This is a genomic window from uncultured Kocuria sp., assembly GCF_947500125.1.
Taxonomy (GTDB): domain Bacteria; phylum Actinomycetota; class Actinomycetes; order Actinomycetales; family Micrococcaceae; genus Kocuria.
This window is the reverse complement of the sequence record NZ_CANMRA010000025.1, coordinates 50,604-66,419: the sequence shown is the minus strand read 5'-3', so window position 1 is coordinate 66,419 and position 15,816 is coordinate 50,604. Positions and strand designations below refer to the sequence as shown.

15 protein-coding genes are annotated in these 15,816 nt (G+C 68.1%); 9 read left to right on the top strand and 6 right to left on the bottom strand.

The features are described 5' to 3' along the window. Positions 1 to 35: 35 nt before the first annotated feature. The 3 genes from Q0817_RS15245 to Q0817_RS15235 are packed head-to-tail and all read right to left on the bottom strand — an operon-like array spanning position 36 to position 2,944. The gene (locus Q0817_RS15245; protein WP_298590019.1) at positions 36 to 1,154 is read right to left on the bottom strand and encodes a transglycosylase SLT domain-containing protein; all 1,119 of its coding nucleotides are present in this window, start codon (positions 1,152 to 1,154) and stop codon (positions 36 to 38) included. Between the two features lie 34 nt (positions 1,155 to 1,188). Beyond that, the gene (locus Q0817_RS15240; protein ID WP_298590016.1) at positions 1,189 to 2,670 is read right to left on the bottom strand and encodes a hypothetical protein; all 1,482 of its coding nucleotides are present in this window, start codon (positions 2,668 to 2,670) and stop codon (positions 1,189 to 1,191) included. A 10-nt stretch (positions 2,671 to 2,680) separates the two neighbouring features. Beyond that, positions 2,681 to 2,944: a helix-turn-helix domain-containing protein gene (locus Q0817_RS15235; RefSeq protein ID WP_298590013.1), complete on the bottom strand. Its 264-nt coding sequence runs from the start codon at positions 2,942 to 2,944 to the stop codon at positions 2,681 to 2,683. A gap of 129 nt (positions 2,945 to 3,073) precedes the next feature. Between Q0817_RS15235 and Q0817_RS15230 the strand changes: the two genes are divergently transcribed. Genes Q0817_RS15230 through Q0817_RS15195 form a run of 8 tightly spaced genes read left to right on the top strand, consistent with a single transcriptional unit; the run spans position 3,074 to position 12,100 of the window. After that, positions 3,074 to 3,706: a DUF6668 family protein gene (locus Q0817_RS15230; RefSeq protein ID WP_284564033.1), complete on the top strand. Its 633-nt coding sequence runs from the start codon at positions 3,074 to 3,076 to the stop codon at positions 3,704 to 3,706. Further along, the gene (locus tag Q0817_RS15225) at positions 3,703 to 4,002 is read left to right on the top strand and encodes a hypothetical protein (RefSeq protein ID WP_017832684.1); all 300 of its coding nucleotides are present in this window, start codon (positions 3,703 to 3,705) and stop codon (positions 4,000 to 4,002) included. The genes Q0817_RS15230 and Q0817_RS15225 overlap by 4 nt, the downstream gene beginning before the upstream one ends. Before the next feature lie 43 nt (positions 4,003 to 4,045). After that, positions 4,046 to 4,795, top strand: a complete 750-nt coding sequence (locus tag Q0817_RS15220) for a hypothetical protein (RefSeq protein WP_298589999.1) — start codon at positions 4,046 to 4,048, stop codon at positions 4,793 to 4,795. Beyond that, a complete protein-coding gene (locus tag Q0817_RS15215) occupies positions 4,788 to 6,647 on the top strand; it encodes a type IV secretion system protein (protein ID WP_298589996.1) in 1,860 nt (619 codons plus the stop codon). The genes Q0817_RS15220 and Q0817_RS15215 overlap by 8 nt, the downstream gene beginning before the upstream one ends. After that, entirely contained in the window at positions 6,628 to 8,142 is a 1,515-nt protein-coding gene (locus Q0817_RS15210) for an SCO6880 family protein (RefSeq protein WP_298589993.1), read from the top strand. Before Q0817_RS15215 ends, Q0817_RS15210 begins: the two co-directional genes overlap by 20 nt. Further along, positions 8,142 to 9,893 (top strand): ATP/GTP-binding protein, encoded by a 1,752-nt coding sequence (locus Q0817_RS15205; RefSeq protein ID WP_298589990.1) that lies wholly within the window; start codon positions 8,142 to 8,144, stop codon positions 9,891 to 9,893. The genes Q0817_RS15210 and Q0817_RS15205 overlap by 1 nt, the downstream gene beginning before the upstream one ends. Further along, a complete protein-coding gene (locus Q0817_RS15200; RefSeq protein ID WP_298589987.1) occupies positions 9,890 to 11,689 on the top strand; it encodes a type IV secretory system conjugative DNA transfer family protein in 1,800 nt (599 codons plus the stop codon). Before Q0817_RS15205 ends, Q0817_RS15200 begins: the two co-directional genes overlap by 4 nt. Positions 11,690 to 11,692: 3 nt before the next feature. Further along, complete coding sequence (locus tag Q0817_RS15195) at positions 11,693 to 12,100, top strand: DUF4913 domain-containing protein (protein WP_298589984.1); 408 nt, start codon at positions 11,693 to 11,695, stop codon at positions 12,098 to 12,100. A 65-nt stretch (positions 12,101 to 12,165) separates the two neighbouring features. On the opposite strand, the gene Q0817_RS15190 is transcribed toward Q0817_RS15195, so the two are convergent. The 3 genes from Q0817_RS15190 to Q0817_RS15180 are packed head-to-tail and all read right to left on the bottom strand — an operon-like array spanning position 12,166 to position 14,839. Next, positions 12,166 to 12,936, bottom strand: a complete 771-nt coding sequence (locus Q0817_RS15190; RefSeq protein WP_298589981.1) for a hypothetical protein — start codon at positions 12,934 to 12,936, stop codon at positions 12,166 to 12,168. 2 nt (positions 12,937 to 12,938) lie between these two features. Further along, positions 12,939 to 14,453 (bottom strand): relaxase/mobilization nuclease domain-containing protein, encoded by a 1,515-nt coding sequence (locus tag Q0817_RS15185; RefSeq protein ID WP_075871065.1) that lies wholly within the window; start codon positions 14,451 to 14,453, stop codon positions 12,939 to 12,941. Next, positions 14,450 to 14,839: a MobC family plasmid mobilization relaxosome protein gene (locus tag Q0817_RS15180; RefSeq protein ID WP_075871064.1), complete on the bottom strand. Its 390-nt coding sequence runs from the start codon at positions 14,837 to 14,839 to the stop codon at positions 14,450 to 14,452. Before Q0817_RS15180 ends, Q0817_RS15185 begins: the two co-directional genes overlap by 4 nt. A 216-nt stretch (positions 14,840 to 15,055) precedes the next feature. Here Q0817_RS15180 and Q0817_RS15175 point away from each other — a divergent pair, with 216 nt between their 5' ends. Next, positions 15,056 to 15,385 (top strand): hypothetical protein, encoded by a 330-nt coding sequence (locus Q0817_RS15175; protein ID WP_101853275.1) that lies wholly within the window; start codon positions 15,056 to 15,058, stop codon positions 15,383 to 15,385. Positions 15,386 to 15,816 lie beyond the last annotated feature (431 nt).

Genomic DNA, 15,816 nt, shown 5'->3' with positions numbered 1-15,816 from the left:
GCACAGGGCCAGGGCGGTGATCAGGCGGTGTCGGGTCATTTCGGCCATGCTCCTTTCTGTTTGAGGATGGGCTCGGGATCGAGGTTGTGCCCTTGGTAGGGGAAGACCACCTCGGGGGCGTCGGGTTTGTAGATCTCGAAGTGCAGGTGCGTGGCCATCCCGAAGCGTCCGCGGTTGCCCTCGGTGCCGATGACGTCACCACGTTTGAGCTGCTGACCTTTGTCCACGTCCCAGGAGTGCAGGTGGCAGAAGGCGAAGCCGAAGTCGGGGTCGTCTCCGTTCTCTTTGGCGATCACGCACCCATCGGTGGCGTTGAACCCGGTGATCCGTAAGGACGTCGGGGCGACGACGACCCCGCCGCTTCCCTGGCCGGCCCCGGGGGTGGCGATGTCCACACCCTCGTGCTGGTTGGCCCACCCGGGGACCCCGGCGAGGGCGCGGCCGCCGTAGCCGGAGGTGAACACGCCCCCGGGCAGGGGGGTGGTCCACTCTCCGTCGCCGAGGTCTCCGTCCCAGGCCATGGCCCCGGTGGGGGCTTGGCAGTGGGCGGAGAACTGGGACTGGCCGGTGTCCAGGATCGTGTCGATGTAGTCGCGGGTCTCCTGGTACGGCGGGATCCCTTGGTGCTGCTCCACTGCCCCGGGGCCGGCGTTGTAGGCGGCCAGGGTCAGACGCACGAGCTCACCGGCGTCGTCACCGGCGATCGGCTGCACCTGGTCCTTGAGGGCGGCAATATAGCGGCCGTAGGCGGGGATCGCGTCGGCGGGGTCGAAGGGGTCCCCACCGTTGCCGTAGGTGGCCCAGGTGGAGGGCATGAACTGGGCGATGCCTTGGGCGCCGGCCGGGCTGGTGGCGTCCGGGTTCCACCCGGATTCTTGGGCCAGTTGTGCTGCCACCACGCTCACGGGCAGCCCGGCAGTCCGGGCGGCGTCTTCGACCAGTGGCGCCCAGCCGTTGGGGATGTTCGGTGCACCCTCCTTACCGCTGTCGTTGCCCGTGGTGACGGCGGTGACGGTGCAGGAGCTGGCTGAGGCCTGTTCTTCGTCCTCGGCCAGGGTGGCGACGAGCACGGCCAGGGCCACGATCGAGCCGATGGCGAAGACCAGCAGCAGCGCCACGACGGCGCCGAGGGCACGGGGGGATCCAGCCGACATCACAGCCTCCTGGGGGGATGGGAGGGGGTGTGGGTCAGAGCTGGTCGATCAGGGCGGCGGTGGCCTCCTCGTAAGCCCGCACGGTGGCTGGGTGCAGGGCGTCGTAGTGGAAGGCCCGTCCTTCCTGGAGGGACTTGTCGAAGGGGATGACGACGGTCCCGGCCAGCCCGACCGCCTCGGCGTACTCGCGCAGGCGGGTGAGGCGTTCGGTGTTGTTGGTGGCGGTGTTGGAAACCACCAGCACGGACCGGACCAGCTTCTGCCCGTGCCCCTCGGCGGCGACGGCGGCCACGGTGGCCTCCAGCAGCCGGGCGTCGTCCTCGCGGTTGTGAGCCACCAGCACCAGGGAGTCGGCCACGTCCACGGCGGCACGCCAGGTGGAGGACTGGGCGGAGTTGCCGGTGTCGAGCAGGATCAGGCTGTAGAGGGACCGCAGCGTCTCATGGGCGGCCCGTACGGAGCGTCCGTCCACCCGGGTGCGGTCGGTGCCCTCGGGTGGGGAGGCGAGCACGTGGATCCGGTCATCGCCTTGGGGGCGCACGTAGCGCACGAGGTCGGCGGTGCGGCGGGTGACGGTCTCCAGGTTGCGGATCAGGTCCAGGGTGGTGCGGTCGTGGCCGCCGGCCAGGGAGCGTTCGGCCAGGGTGCCCTGGTTCTCGTTGAACTCCCCGGCCAGGATGTTGCCCCCGCGCACCCGCCCGGCGGTCGCGGCCAGGTGGTAGGCCGTGGTGGTCTTCCCGCCCCCACCTTTGAGCTGGAGCACCGCCACGGTGCGGTGGGTCTCCAGCGGCCGCTGGATCCGCACCCGGCGGGCACGGGATGCCCGCTCGGCGGGCGAGGCCGCCAGGGACAGTCCGAGGGCCTGGTTGCACCATCCTCGCCAGCCGTGGCGGGCGGGGGATTCGGGTGTCTCCGTGGTCGCCTCCCGGGGCAGCTGCAAGCGGGGATCTCCGGCCTCGGCGACGACCGGGGTCGGTGTGGAGCTGCTGGGCGCCGGGTCGTTGGCGGGCGTGTCGTCCGCGGTGGTCTCTGGCCGTGGGTCCGCATCTGAGAGCTCGGATGCGTCCCCCGAATGGGGGACATCAGCCTCGGGAAGCGTCTGCGGGGTCTCCGCATCGGTGGAAGGCTCCGCGGGCTGGTGTTCGCTCAGGTCAGCGCCTGCTTCGGTGGCCGCTACCGGGCGTGTCGTCTGTTCAGGCTCCGGTACGAGGTCGTCGACTGTGACAACACGTGAAGAGCCTCCACGGGAGGGTCGTTTCTTGGCCGAGGCACTGGCATCTGCTGTCACGGAGCCGTCCGCGGCGACGATCAGTCGCGTCTCCGGCTCGGTCGCAGAGGTCGGGTCGATGGCCGTCAGTTTGACCGGTCGCCCCAGGTCATCGGCGATAGAGACGACGTGGGCGATAGCTGCGGGCATCGAGTCGAACTCGTAGGGGACCCGGTCGACGGTCACTTCCACGCTGTCGTCGGCGGCGATCCTCGCCGTGCAGACCGGCCGCTCTAATGCCTGAGCCATGGTGCTCTCCCTACTCTTCGTTCGTGTGCGCCCCGTCATTGTCGGTGGAATGGGGGACGTTGTAGTTGGCGCGCAGATGGTCCTTGATGTCATCGCGCAGGATCAGCCAGGTCTTGCCGAGCTTGATCGCCGGCACGATCCCGTCGCGCAACCAGCGGTAGGTGACCGTGCGGTCGGCCAGTCCGAGGACCTTGGTGAGGTCATCGATGCCGAGGCGTTCCGGCAGGCCCTCGAAGAGCCGGTCGAGCGCATCAGCCACCACAACCACCTCCATCCACGCATTCGCCATAGTACACAGAAGTGGCTATAGTAATGCTCAAGTTCACTAGCACTGTCTATTCCCCCCAATAGTTGTTTAGTGGATACATCCTCAAGCTTAGGCGAGCCCCCGTGAGGAGATGTGATGGACAACCGCTGGTCAGACCTGGTTTCACCTGGGCCGACCCCGGTTCACCCCCTCTTCGAAGACGTCACCGAGGAGACCGTCACGGTCCTCCGCGGCGCCTCGGAACCCCAGCGAGGCGTGACCGGGCTCTCCGAAGACGAGGGGCGACTGGGGCGGTTTCTCACCGACGCCCATGACGTGTTCTGGCTCGGTGTCCACGGTGGAGCCGGGGAGTCCGTCCTGGCCGACCTGCTCGGCGGGACCGCTTGCCACCACCGGTGGCCCGCCCGCCCAGATGAGAAGACCCAGCACACCCCCGCGCCGGTCTTCCTCGTGGCCCGGCAGAACAAACACGGCCTCGACGCCGCCCGTCTCGCCGCCCGCGACTGGGCAGCCGGCGCCCACCCCGATGTGGATCTCCAAGGCCTGGTCCTGGTGGCCGATGCCCCGGGTCGCACCCCGAAACCCCTGGCAGCACAGACCCGGGTGATTTCCGGTGGTGTGCCTTCCACCTGGGTGGTGCCCTGGATCGAAGAGCTCCGGCTCACCGGGACCGTGGACTGGGAGTCCATGGCGCGGGAGCCGAGAAAAGTCCTCACCGCCCTCGGTGAGGCAGCCGATGAAGCACTTTCTGAGAGGACCCCCCAATGATCGACCTCGTACTGGCTGCACAGGACACCGTGCTCGCACTGCCGGCCGCCCTGCCCGACTCCGACCCGCTGGCCCCTCCCGGGATCGGCGACACCTGGAACCGCATGGTCGGCGTCGGCAAGTGGATCGCCCTGGGCATCGCCGTCCTGGGCCTGCTGGTCGTCGGCGGAAAGATGGCCTTCGACGCCCGCCGTGGAGAGACCACCGAGGAGGTCTCCGGGATCATCAAGATCGTCCTGGCCGTGGCCCTGATCTCCGGCGGCGCCTCGATCCTCTCCTTCATCTCCGGGGCATGACCGTAGGCATCCCGAGGAACGTCCCCCACCCAAGGAGCAGCAGGTGAAAGATCAGATCGAGACCGACGACAACAACACCTGGTGGAAGACCCCCCGTTTCCTCATCTCAGCAGTCCTCGTCGCGATGCTGATCGTGCTGGGCGTGGTCCTGTGGCTGTGGCCCGACGGTGAAGAGCCCACCCAGGCCGCCCCGGCGCCAGCCACCACCGCCGAACCGGTGGCGGGCGGCGAGTCGACGTGCGGCCTGGACGCCACCGGCGGCACCACCCTCACGAAGGCCCCCGAGGACGTCGAATGGACCGCCCTGGGCGCGATCTACGCACCGTTCTCCGAAGAGCACGGACCGGGCACCGTAGACGAGTCAACGGGTGTGCGCTCCTGCTACTCCCACACCCCCGAAGGGGCACTTCTTGCCACGACCAACATGCTGACGGCTAGCAGTGACCCTGAGCTGCTGCTGGAGACCACCCGGAAACTGGGAGTGGAGAGCCCCGGCAAGGAGATCGCCATTGGAGGGCTCCAGGAGAGAGTCGCTGAGGGTGACAACTCGTCGGTTCCCGTGCAGATTGCTGGTTTCCGTCTCCTCTCCTACACGGGTGACAAGGCAACGGTGGAAGTCGTCGCGGCCGTGGACGACGGGACGGAAAAGATCTACATCACGACAGCGGGCGACCTCGTGTGGCACGAGGGCGACTGGCGCTTCCAGTTCCAGGACGACGGCAGCGGTGGGCCTGTCTCAGGCCGTGTGTCAGACCTAAGCGGCTACATCGAATGGGGACCCAGCGATGGCTGAGGAGAACTGTGAGTTTTGGGATCTTGTCTGCACGGGCAAGGAGAGCGTCAGCGAAGCACTGACCGGAGCTGCTGGGGATGCCCTGGATCAGATCGCCGACGGTGTCACCGCTGCGGTGGTCGACACGATCGCCTCCCTGGGGTCGATGTGGACTCGGATCGACAGCGCCAACCTCACCAGCGGCAGCGCACCCGCTTCCCAAGCTCCGGCGCGTGGGGAGTTCAACGCCTACATCGACCTGCTGCTGAGCTACGCGAGCTGGATCGGGCTGGGGGTGTGCGTGTTCGGGGTGCTGTTCCTGGGCATCGTGTTGGCCACCAACGCCCGCCGCGGCGACGGGGCCGGCCTGGTGAACACGGCCACCGTGCTGGCCTCCGGGGCGGCGCTGATCGGTGGGGCCACCAGCCTGATCGGCTTCCTCGTCCCGGCCCGGGCGGGGAACCTGTCCGGGTCGGTGGGCTTCATCCAGGACCAGACCTTCTACCTCACCCTGGCCGTGGCCGCACTGAGCGTGATGATCGCCGGGGCCCAGATGGCCTGGACGCAGCGGGCTGAACCGGCCCGGGACCTGCTGAAGAATCTGCTCACCCTGGCCGTGGTGACGGCCTCGGGGGTGACGATCCTCAACGTCCTGGTGGCCGGCACCGACGCCCTGGCCTTACAGATCATCGACTCCGCCATCGGGGAGGATTTCCAGACCGACGTGCTCAAGCTCCTGGCCCTGGACAACGCCACCAGCGCCGGGGCGGCCGATCCGGTGTGGTTGGGCGGCAACGTCATCCTGATCATCGTGGGCGGGGTCGTGGCGATCGTCGTGAACATCATCCAGTTGATGCTGATGGTGCTGCGCACCGGGATGCTGTTTCTGATGGCCGGGATCCTGCCGCTCTCCGCCGCGTTCCTGAACACCGAGACGGGCAAGAACTTCTTCCAGAAGGTCATCGCCTGGACCCTGGCCTTCGCCTTCTACAAGCCCGCCGCGGCTCTGATCTACGGGTTGGCGATCAAGATGTCCACCACCGGGGTGTGGGAGGACTCCGGCAGCGGGCTGATCCAGTTCGCCGCCGGGCTGATGATGATCGTCGCCTCCGTGTTCGCCCTGCCCGTGCTCATCGGGTTCCTCAGCCCCGTACTCGGCTCGATGTCCTCCTCCGGCGGTGGCGGCGGGGCGCTGGGCATCGCGGCGATGGGCGCAGCGATCCCGCAGGGCGCCTCTCACCTGGCTCGCTCGGGACGCGGGTTCGGCTCTGATTCATCCTCCGCATCGCCGTCGCAGTCCTCCGTCTCCTCGAAGGGCGGGCCGGGTTCCGCGCCTGCTGGTCCGTCCTCGCCTCCCGGTGGGGCCAGCGGCACCGCTGGGGCCAGTGCTGCAGGCACGGCGGGCTCCGCTGGGACAGCTGCGGCTGGTGCGGCGGCTGCTCCCGTCGCTGCAGGTATGGCGGCCGCCAACGCCGTGCAGAAGACCGGGGAAGCCGTCTCCCAGGCCACCGAGTCCAGCGCGAAGGCGGGCACCTCCAGCACCGGAGGAAGCACCGGAGGCACTGGAGCGGCGGGAGCGTCCGCCACGGGCACCCCCGGCCAGGACGGTGCGCAGAGGTCCTCTACGGGGACCGGGGCGCAACCGACCCCCGGCGCCGGGGCGGCACCTCGCGCCGGGGCTGTGACAGGGTCCCGTCCCACGCCGGGGTCCGGTGCTGGTGCAGCACCGTCGCGTTCCGGGGCCCGTCCCACGGGACCCACCGGCCCAAGACAGGCGGCGAAGGCCGCCCAGCAACAGGCACGTGCCATCAAGGCGCAGATCGCCAACGAGACCGGAAACGAGGGCCGCCCTGATGGCGCAGACCGAAGCTAAAACCGAGAACCGTCCGCGGGTATACGGCAACTTCCGCACCCCCACCTCCAAGGGCCTGGCCGGGCTCTCCACGGCCGGCACCGTGCTGCTGATCGGTGGGGTGGTCGGCGGGATCCTGCTGATGATGCTCAACCTGTGGCTGGCCGCCCTGGCCTTCGAAGCGGTGATCCTGGTCCTGATCGCCCTGTCCATGCAGAAGAACAAGCACGGACGCACCCTTATCGAACGCATCCTCCGGCGCGCCGGGTGGGCCAACACCGTCTACGCCGGCGCCAACGTCTACCGGGCCGGGCCGGTGTCCCGGGTGCCGGAGGGCACGACGAAGCTGCCCGGGATCTCGGCCCGTTCCAGGATCACGGAGCACGTCGACGGCTACGGCCGCCCCTTCGCCTTGGTCGAGGTGCCGCAGAAGCACCACTACACCGTGGTGTTCTCCTCCGAGCCCGATGGCGGTGGCATGGTCGATCAGGAGCACATCAACCGGTGGGTGGACCGCTGGGCGCACTGGCTGGGCATGCTCACCGATGAGCCCGGTCTGACCGCGGCCTCGGTGACCATCGAGACCACCCCGGACTCCGGGTACCGCCTGGCCCGCAAGATCGAAGCGCGCATGGCTGAGAACGCCCCGGCCTTCGCCCGTGACGTGATCAACGAGACGGTGCAGATGCTGCCCACCGGGGCCACCGTCACCCGGGCCTACATCGCGGTGACCTTCAAAGCCTCCGTGCGGGCCGGCGGACGCATCCGCAAGCCGGACGAGGTCGCCGATGACCTGGCCGCCCGCCTGCCCAACCTCACCCTGTCCCTCAATGACACCGGGGCGGGGGTGGCGGCCCCGCTCACGGCCCAGCAGTTGTGCGAGGTGATCCGGGTGGCCTACGACCCGGCCGAGGCAATCCTCTTCGACCGCGCCCACGCCCAGGGCAAGGCCCCGGAACTGAACTGGAGCGAGGTCGGCCCCCAGGCCGCCGACACCTTCTGGGACTGCTACCACCACAACAACTCCTGGTCGAAGTCCTGGGCGATGTCGGTGCCCCCGCGTTCCACCGTCCAGGCCAACGTGCTCCAGGCCCTGATCGCCCCGAACCCCGAGCTGGTGCGCAAGCGCGTCACGCTGCTCTACCGTCCCATTGATCCGGCCCGGGCGGCGCAGATGGTGGAGAACGACATCAACACCGCCACCTTCAACGCCTCCTCCCGCAACCGCGCCACCGCCCGGGACACCCGCGAGACCCGCGCCGCCCAGGCGACCGCGGCTGAGGAGGCCGACGGGGCGGGGCTGCTGAACTTCGGGCTCGTGGTCACCGCCACGGTGCGTTCCAAGGGCGAGCTGGATGAGGCCGAAGCCATCATCGAGAACCTCGGCACGTCGGCGAGGATCCGCCTGGAGGAGGCCTACGGCGCCCAGGACTCTACCTTCGCCGCCGGCCTCCCACTGGGTGTGGTCATTCCGGACCACTTGGCCCTGCCCTCGACCGTGAGGAACGCCCTGTGATGAAGCAGAAGCAGCGAGACCAGATCATCCTCCCGGCCAGTCGGGGCAACGCCACCACGACCGTCTTGGATCGGGCCTTCGCCCGGGTGAGGGGCGGCAAGGTCTTTGCCAAGCCTCAGCGCACCGGCAGCACCTCCGTCACGGCCACCTCCACCCACCGCCCGGGTCAGCGGGGGCACAAGGGCCGAGGGCTGGGCGAGGCGCAGCTGTTGCATCCGATCCGGGAGATGCGCGGGACCAACTACCAGGTGTGCGGGCTGTTCCCCTTCCCCATGGGGGGCGGTTCCCCGTTGGAGGGGGTGCCGTTGGGGCGGAACCTGCTCTCCGGCGAACCGGTGTGTTGTGACCCGATCTCCTGGTTTTTGAAGCTGCGGGTGATCTCCAATCCCTCGGCCTTCGTGATGGCCAACCCCGGGTTGGGCAAATCCTCCCTGCTGCGCCGGATGGCGATCGGTTTGGCGGCCTTCGGGGTGTGGCCGCTGATCCTCGGCGACATCAAGGGCGAGCACGTGGCCATGATCGAGCACCTGGGCGGGGCCGTCCTCCCGTTGGGCCGCGGGGTTGGGCACATCAACCCCCTGGATGACTGCGGGGCGGTCGCGGCCGCCAAGCTGCTCTCACCCGCCAGGGCGGAGGAGCTGCTGGATGAACTGCATTCCCGGCGCCGGTCGCTGATCGCGTCGCTGATCGCGATCCTGCGCAAGAAGCCGCTGGATGAGCGGGAGGAATCGATCCTGGACCGGTGCCTCACCGTCCTCGAGACCCGCCACGCCGAGAACGGCACGGTGCCGGTGATGGCCGATCTGCGCCAGGTCCTCAAGGACAAGCCGGTCGAGGTGCGTGAGGTCGCCCTGGATCGGGGCGACGACGCCCGGTACGAGGACATCACCGAGGGTCTGGAGTCCTCGTTGAACTCCCTGTGCGGCTCCGGGGCGTTCGGGCAGATGTTCGCCCACCCCTCCACCAACCGGATCGACGCCTCCCGCCCGATGGTCTTCGACCTCTCCCGCATCTCCCAGACCGAATCCGACCTGCGGGCGGCGACCCTGATGGCCTGCTGGTCGGCCGGCTTCGGCACCGTGACCACCTCGAACATGCTCGCTGATGACGGGGTGATTGAGCGTCAGCGGTTCCTGGTGATCCTGGACGAGCTGTGGAACACCCTGGCGGCCGGACCCGGCATCGTGGACCAGGTCAACGCCCTGACCCGCCTGAACCGGGAATGGGGGGTGGGGCAGATCATGGCCTCCCACACCCCCTCCGACCTTCTGGCCGTCCGCGGTGAAGAGGACCGGGCGAAGGCCAAGGGCATCATGGACCGCTGCGGCATCAAGATCCTGGGTGGGCTGGCCAAGTCCGAGATGCCCCTACTCACCGAGTCCGTGCCGCTGTCGATGCGCGAGCAGGAGCAGCTGGCGAACTGGCAGGACCCACCCGCCTGGAACCGCCGCGGCGACGAGGCCCTGGAGTACACCAACGACGACGTCTACGCCCCCACCGACCAGGCGTTCACCGACGTCGAGCTCAACGAGTGGCTGGCCGACGATGAGAACGCCGCCTGGTACTTCGACGACCGCACCACCACCCCGCCCCCGGGCCAGGGGAAGTTCTTCATCAAGGTCGGCTCCCGCGCCGGGATCCCGTTCGCCATGGAGTTCACCCCCACCGAACGCCGGTCCCAGGTCCACGACACCGAGAAGAAGTGGCACGAGGCCAAGTCCCGCGCTGCTCAGGAGAGGGGCGAACGATGAGCTCCCTGGACCGCAAGTACAAGACCGGCGGCGGGGAAGTCGCCCTGCTGCTGACCCTGCTCTTTGCCCTCGTCGGCGTCCCGGCCATCCTCTACGTCCTCGCCAGCGCCGGCCACGCCCTCACCCCGCGCCCGAGCCCGTTGCCCACCGGGTACTGGGAACGGTCCCTGGGCGTAGTCACCGGAGACCTTCCGTGGCGCACCACGGAGATCGTCCTGGCCGCCGCACTCGGGTTGGTGGCGGCAACACTGTTGGTGCTGTGGGGCTTCAAGCGCCATCAGAAGGCGAAGAAGGTCGTCAAGCACGACCGCGCCGCACCGCGCATGGCCTCGGTGCGCGACGTCGCACCCTTCACCGAGAAGCAAGCCCGCGCCAAAGCGACTCGCTTCGGCGTCGACACCCCCGGGGTGATGCTCGGCAAGATGGTCCGCGGCGGCCACACCCTCTACGCCTCCTGGGAGGACACCCTCCTGCACATCTGGGGCACCCGCACCGGCAAGACCACCTCCCAGGCGGCCCCGTCGATCATCGAGGCCCCGGGCCCGGTGATCGCCACCTCCAACAAACGCGACCTCTCCGACCTGACCCGCGACCTCCGCGCCGCTGACGGCGACGTCTGGGTCTTCGACCCCCAAGGTGTGGCCGGGGAGAAACCGACCTGGTGGTGGAACCCGCTGACCTACGTCACCGACAGTGAGCGCGCCGCCGAGATGGCGAACAACTTCGCCGCTGGCTCCCGAGACGTCGGCGCCAAGGGCGATGGTCACTTCGACTCCGCCGGCAAGGACCTCCTGGCCGGGCTGCTGCTCGCGGCCGCCGTGGGCGGGGAGCCCATCGAGCGGGTGCACTACTGGCTGACCCGCTCTACCGATGAGACCCCGGCACTACTGCTGGATGAGCACGGGTGGACCAAGGAAGCCGATTCGGTGGCCAGCACGATCCAGCAACCGGAGAAGTACCGAGGCAGCGTCTACTCCACCGCCCTGCAGATGGCCGCGTGCCTGAAGAACGAGAAGATCGCCGCCTGGGTCAACCCCACGGGCCCGGACGACGATCGCCCGCAGTTCGATCCCCAGGCGTTCGTGGCCGGCAAGCACACCCTCTACGCGCTGTCCAAGGAAGGGGCCGGCACCGCCGGGCCCCTGGTGACCGCCCTGACCGTGGCCACCGTGACCGCCGCCGAGGAGCACGCCGTCACCCAGCGCGGGGGCCGACTGGCCACTCCTATGCTCTGCGTGCTGGACGAGGCCGCCAACGTCTGCCGATGGATGAACCTGCCCAACCTCTACAGCCACTACGGGTCTCGCGGCATCGTGGTCTCCACGTTCTTGCAGTCCTGGTCCCAGGGCGTGGACGTGTGGGGGGAGTCCGGGATGCGCAAGCTGTTCTCCACCGCCAACGTCGTCACCTACGGCGGCAACGTCAAGGAGGAGGGCTACCTGAAGATGCTTGTCGAATTGATCGGCAAGTACACCTACACCTCTGTCTCCTCCTCGAGGCAGAAGGACTCCGGGTCCACCTCCCGCCAGGACGCCACCGACGACATCATGTCGGTGGCCGACCTGTCCGCCCTGCCCAAGGGGAGGGCCGTGATGTTCGGCTCCGGGGCGAGGGCCGTGCTGCTGCGCACCATCCCGATTGACCACCGCCCCTACGCGGAAGCCTCCAGGGCCTCCGAAGAGGCCCACAACCGCCCCACAGTGGACACCGTCGATCACGAGCCCACAGCGCCGGCCGCCGAGCCAGTGGCGGCCGAGCCTGCCGGGAACCGGTGGGCGGCGCTGGTGAAGGAGTAGGCCATGGACTGGGAAGAAAAATCGTCCAGTGAGGGCAACGAGGACGTGGAAGAGCAGCCTCCTGCGGAGCTGGTCTACGCGAACGTGGTGGAGTTCGTCACCGAGATGTTGGCGCCGATGTACCGGCGTCAGCTGGACCCATCTGGTCGCTCGAACACGTTCACCTGGTGCGCCCAGTGGTGGCGGCATGATGAAGCCGTGAGCCGTCTGACGGGGCTGTGGAGGGCGTGGGAAAACCTGCGCCTGGACCCCACTACCGGGCTGGCGGTGTGGTGGCAGAACCACGCCGACCCGACCATGCGGGTCCTCTTTGAGGAGAAGGGTCCTTTCCACGGCTGCACTCCCAGGGAGCACCGCCCCAAGGGAGTTCCACTGACTTTGGAGCCACCTCCAGAGGGCCTGTTCGACTGAACCTCACAGCGAGAGGGGCGCAACCCGTCACGGGTTGCGCCCCTCTCGCTGCTGCCCTCATGGCATCAGCCGAGTTCCAAGCCTCTTTCTCGTCCTGCTGGGCGCCCGGTATTCTTGCGGGCCTTAGGGCCACGCTTGGTGGAGCGCACAGCCTCTATGGGAGGCGTGCCCTGGTCCCGGTCGGCGGCCAGACGTGCCCGTACCCCATCGCGGCCCTCCTCGGTGCCACCAAAGGCCGCCATGAGGTTCTTGGCCAGGTTCGCCCGCCGGTCTCCGGAGTCCCAGAGTTCCTCGGCTTCGGCAGCCGCGTGACGGGTGTCGGCGTCGTTTTGCAGATCCCCCCGGCTGGCCTCTGCGGCATTGAGCGCGGCCTCAGCGTGGTCACGTTGGGCATCCACGGCTTCGCGGGCCGCGGTCCCCTGCTCGACGGTCTCAGTGCGCTGTTGCTGCGGGATGCGATCTTCCAGGTAGTCCTCCACGGCCAGCCCGTAGCGGTCCTTTACCTGAGACTCGATCCATCCTCGCGCGGTGCGGGCGACCTCGTCGTGCTGCTCCCACTGCCGGGCCAGCGCGTAGTGGGCAGCGATGTCTTCCGGCTTGGCGGATTCCCAGAAACGGTCCTGATCCACCGGGGCGAGCTCGGTGCGCATCACTGCTCGTTCGGCTTCAAACCGGTCTTCCAGCTCCCGTCGCCGCTGCTGCTGCTCCATCAGGCGTTGACGCACTTGCTCGGCGCGCTGACGGGCCATCATCTCGCCCCAGCGCCCGGCGACGGCCATCGCTGCCTGGAGGTCACGGCCGATCAAATCGTTCACGCCATCGGGTTGTGTGCTCATCTCTACAGCTCCATTCCGTAGTCCGTGCGGGGGGTGTGATCTACGTAAGGGTGCTCAACCGTGGGCCCCTGGGTCTCGCGCAGCGCACCACGGGCACGGGCGGGTCCGGCGTGGGAGGCACTGCGCTTGGGAGAAGAAGGCTCGACTTCCGGTAGTGGCTCCGCCACCACCGAGAGGTGCTGCCGGAAGGTGTCCACGATCAACTGGGTCTCGCGCAGTTCTTTGTTGGCCTGATGCATGTCCTGGAACGCGCGGGTCATCCGCAGCATCTGGTTCATGATCAATGCCTGGGCCATCGGGGAGGGCGCTTTCGTGACCGCCAGCAGGAACGCCGTGGTGCCACTGGTACGCAGTGGGGCTTCCAGCGGGGTGGTGATCTTCAGCCCCGACCGGTGCGCCGAGCGTGCCAGCGTCCTGGCGGTGCGCCCCAAGGGTCCTTGCCCATCCTCGGTCGCGTGCGACCACGCCGCGAACACACCAGAGGCTTCCCGAGCCGCATGCGCCCACGCCTGATGGTCGTCCGGTGCGAGCTTCACCAGGCGCCGGCGAACCTCTTTCAGTTCATCCGCCAACCGCCGGGCGGTCACCTCATCCAGCACCGCACCGGGGGCGTCAGGGTGGACAATGCGGCGATGCCGCTTGGCAGCCATCCACTCCTCCGACGCCTCCTGCGCCGAGACCGGAGTGTCCGGCCAGCGGGTCCGCAGGGACGGGAGGGTGAGGTCCTGGGCGAGCTTGCCGCCACCGAACCACAGTGGCCGCTTGCCTTGCGGCGGACGCTCGGCCACGGAGTACCCGGTCACCACCGAATCAGTGCCAGCAGCGAACCTCGGGTGCACGAGCAGGTTCGCCCGGCGCATCTGCCGTACGAACTGTGCCTCTGTTTCGGCTGCTACCGCGCACGCGCGCACGGTGCGCTCCAGCGCGAACCGGGTCGGCTCCCTAGTGCTGTCCCGAGCGATCTCTCCCTGCTGCAACCATCGTTCGGAGTGGTTGCCAAGCTGGATGAGGTTGAAGTCCTTCTCGATGCTACGGGCGACCTTCTGCGCGCGGGAGAAGTCGTTGCCGTCGGCCCACTTCGTGCCGTCCTCCCGGATCGTGGAGGCCATGATGTGGATGTGGTCGTTGCCCTTGGTGGAACGCCCGTGATGCACCGCGACCCACTGGCACGGGGCCTTTGACCCGGCCTCGGTGAAGTCCATCTCGTCCATGAACCGGGCGGCGATGTCCGACCATTCCTGATCGGTGACCTCCCGGTCCTGGTACGGGATCGACAACGAGCAGTGCCAAATGTGCTTCGCGTCAGCGTCCACCGCGAAGGCGCGCCGGTTCAGGTCGATCTCGCGGGCGATGGACACCGCGGCTTCCTCATTGAGCTGCACATCGTCGTGCCACGACATGATGAGCGGGGAGCCGCCCACCAGGTGCGGGTCGGTGTGCTCGTTGGCCCTCCCCGGACCCACCAGGTACTTCATCAGCCCGATCGGCTTGTCACCCTTGGTGATGTTCGGGATCACGGGATCAACTCTTCGATCTTGGCCAGCACTTCCTCACCGAACCGCCGAGCCTCGCGCATCGTCTCGACCGTCTCGGGAAGGACCTCGCCGGTGCTGTTGGCGTGCCGGGCGATCTGGTTCACGTTGTTCGAGATCGTGGCCATCAGCCGGCGCATCGCCAGCAACTCCGCCAGCTGGTTCCGCCGCAGCTGCACCGCCACCGGATCGGTAGACCCGAACACCGCCTCGACCATCAGCGCCGAGGGTGAGAGCCCGGTCTGCTGCTCCAGCACCATCAGCTGAGCACGCTCGGACTCGGACATGGACACCCGGACGTACTGGGTCTTGCCCTCGATCCGCTTGCGACGGGACTTCCACACCCGACGCGGATTCTCCTGCTCCACCACAGCACCTCCTTCTCCTTATCGGCCCAGCGCAGCACCCCCACCCTGGTGGGCCCCACACGACCAGTGTGCCACCGCAAAACCGGCAGGGCCAGCGGCGGACCCGTTTTATGGCACATAAAACATAGCTTTGCTCCGCCGGGGCACCACGGGTGCGAAGCGCCGGCGGAGCGCCCGTGGACTCTGGAACGCACAGTGTGCGTCCGTTAAGGTGGGGGCATGGCTAAGCTCACTGACCCTCAGCAGGCAGAGGAAGCCGCGCAGCGGCTGCTCAACGACCGGATGGACTACGTCCGCCGGGCGATCACGGCACGTGGCGCCCTCGACGAGGCCCGCGAAGCTCTCAAGGAAGCGGAGAAAAACGACACCCAAGCCTTCCAGGCCGCCGTCAATAACGGCGGCTGGACCGAGGACGAGCTGCGCAAAATCGGACTCTCCGCACCCGAGAAGATGCAGCGCGTGCAGCGTCGACGGAAGGCCGCTCAGTCCACCCCAGACGCCCCCAACTCATCCGCGCAGAACGGTGGCGGCACCGAGTCGGAGCAGTGAAGACCGGCGGCTGGATCCTTGCCGCAAGCTACGTAGTGCTGCTCATTGTCTCCATCGTCCTAGTACTCCAAGGCTCAGTAATTGGATGGCTGACTGGTCTTCTTTTGGTCGTTGCGTTGCTCATGCTTTGGCGTGAAGCACGCCAGGGTCGTGCAGACCGCAACATGGATTACCGTGGCTGAGTTCCTGACCCCGTGCCCACATGGGCACGGCAAAAGCTCCATCGCTCCGCGGCTTTTCCCGCACCCATGATGGACACAGGGACCCCCACCGACCACCCGCCCACAGCCGGCAGGTCACCTCACGCACGACCGTTCCAGATCCGTAACCGCCGACTGTGGACGGCTTCCTGCCCCTGTAGTCACCGCACAAGAAACGGTGCCCGTTCCCCATCGGGGAGCGGGCACCGTTCGTCGTCGTAAGGCCAGCGG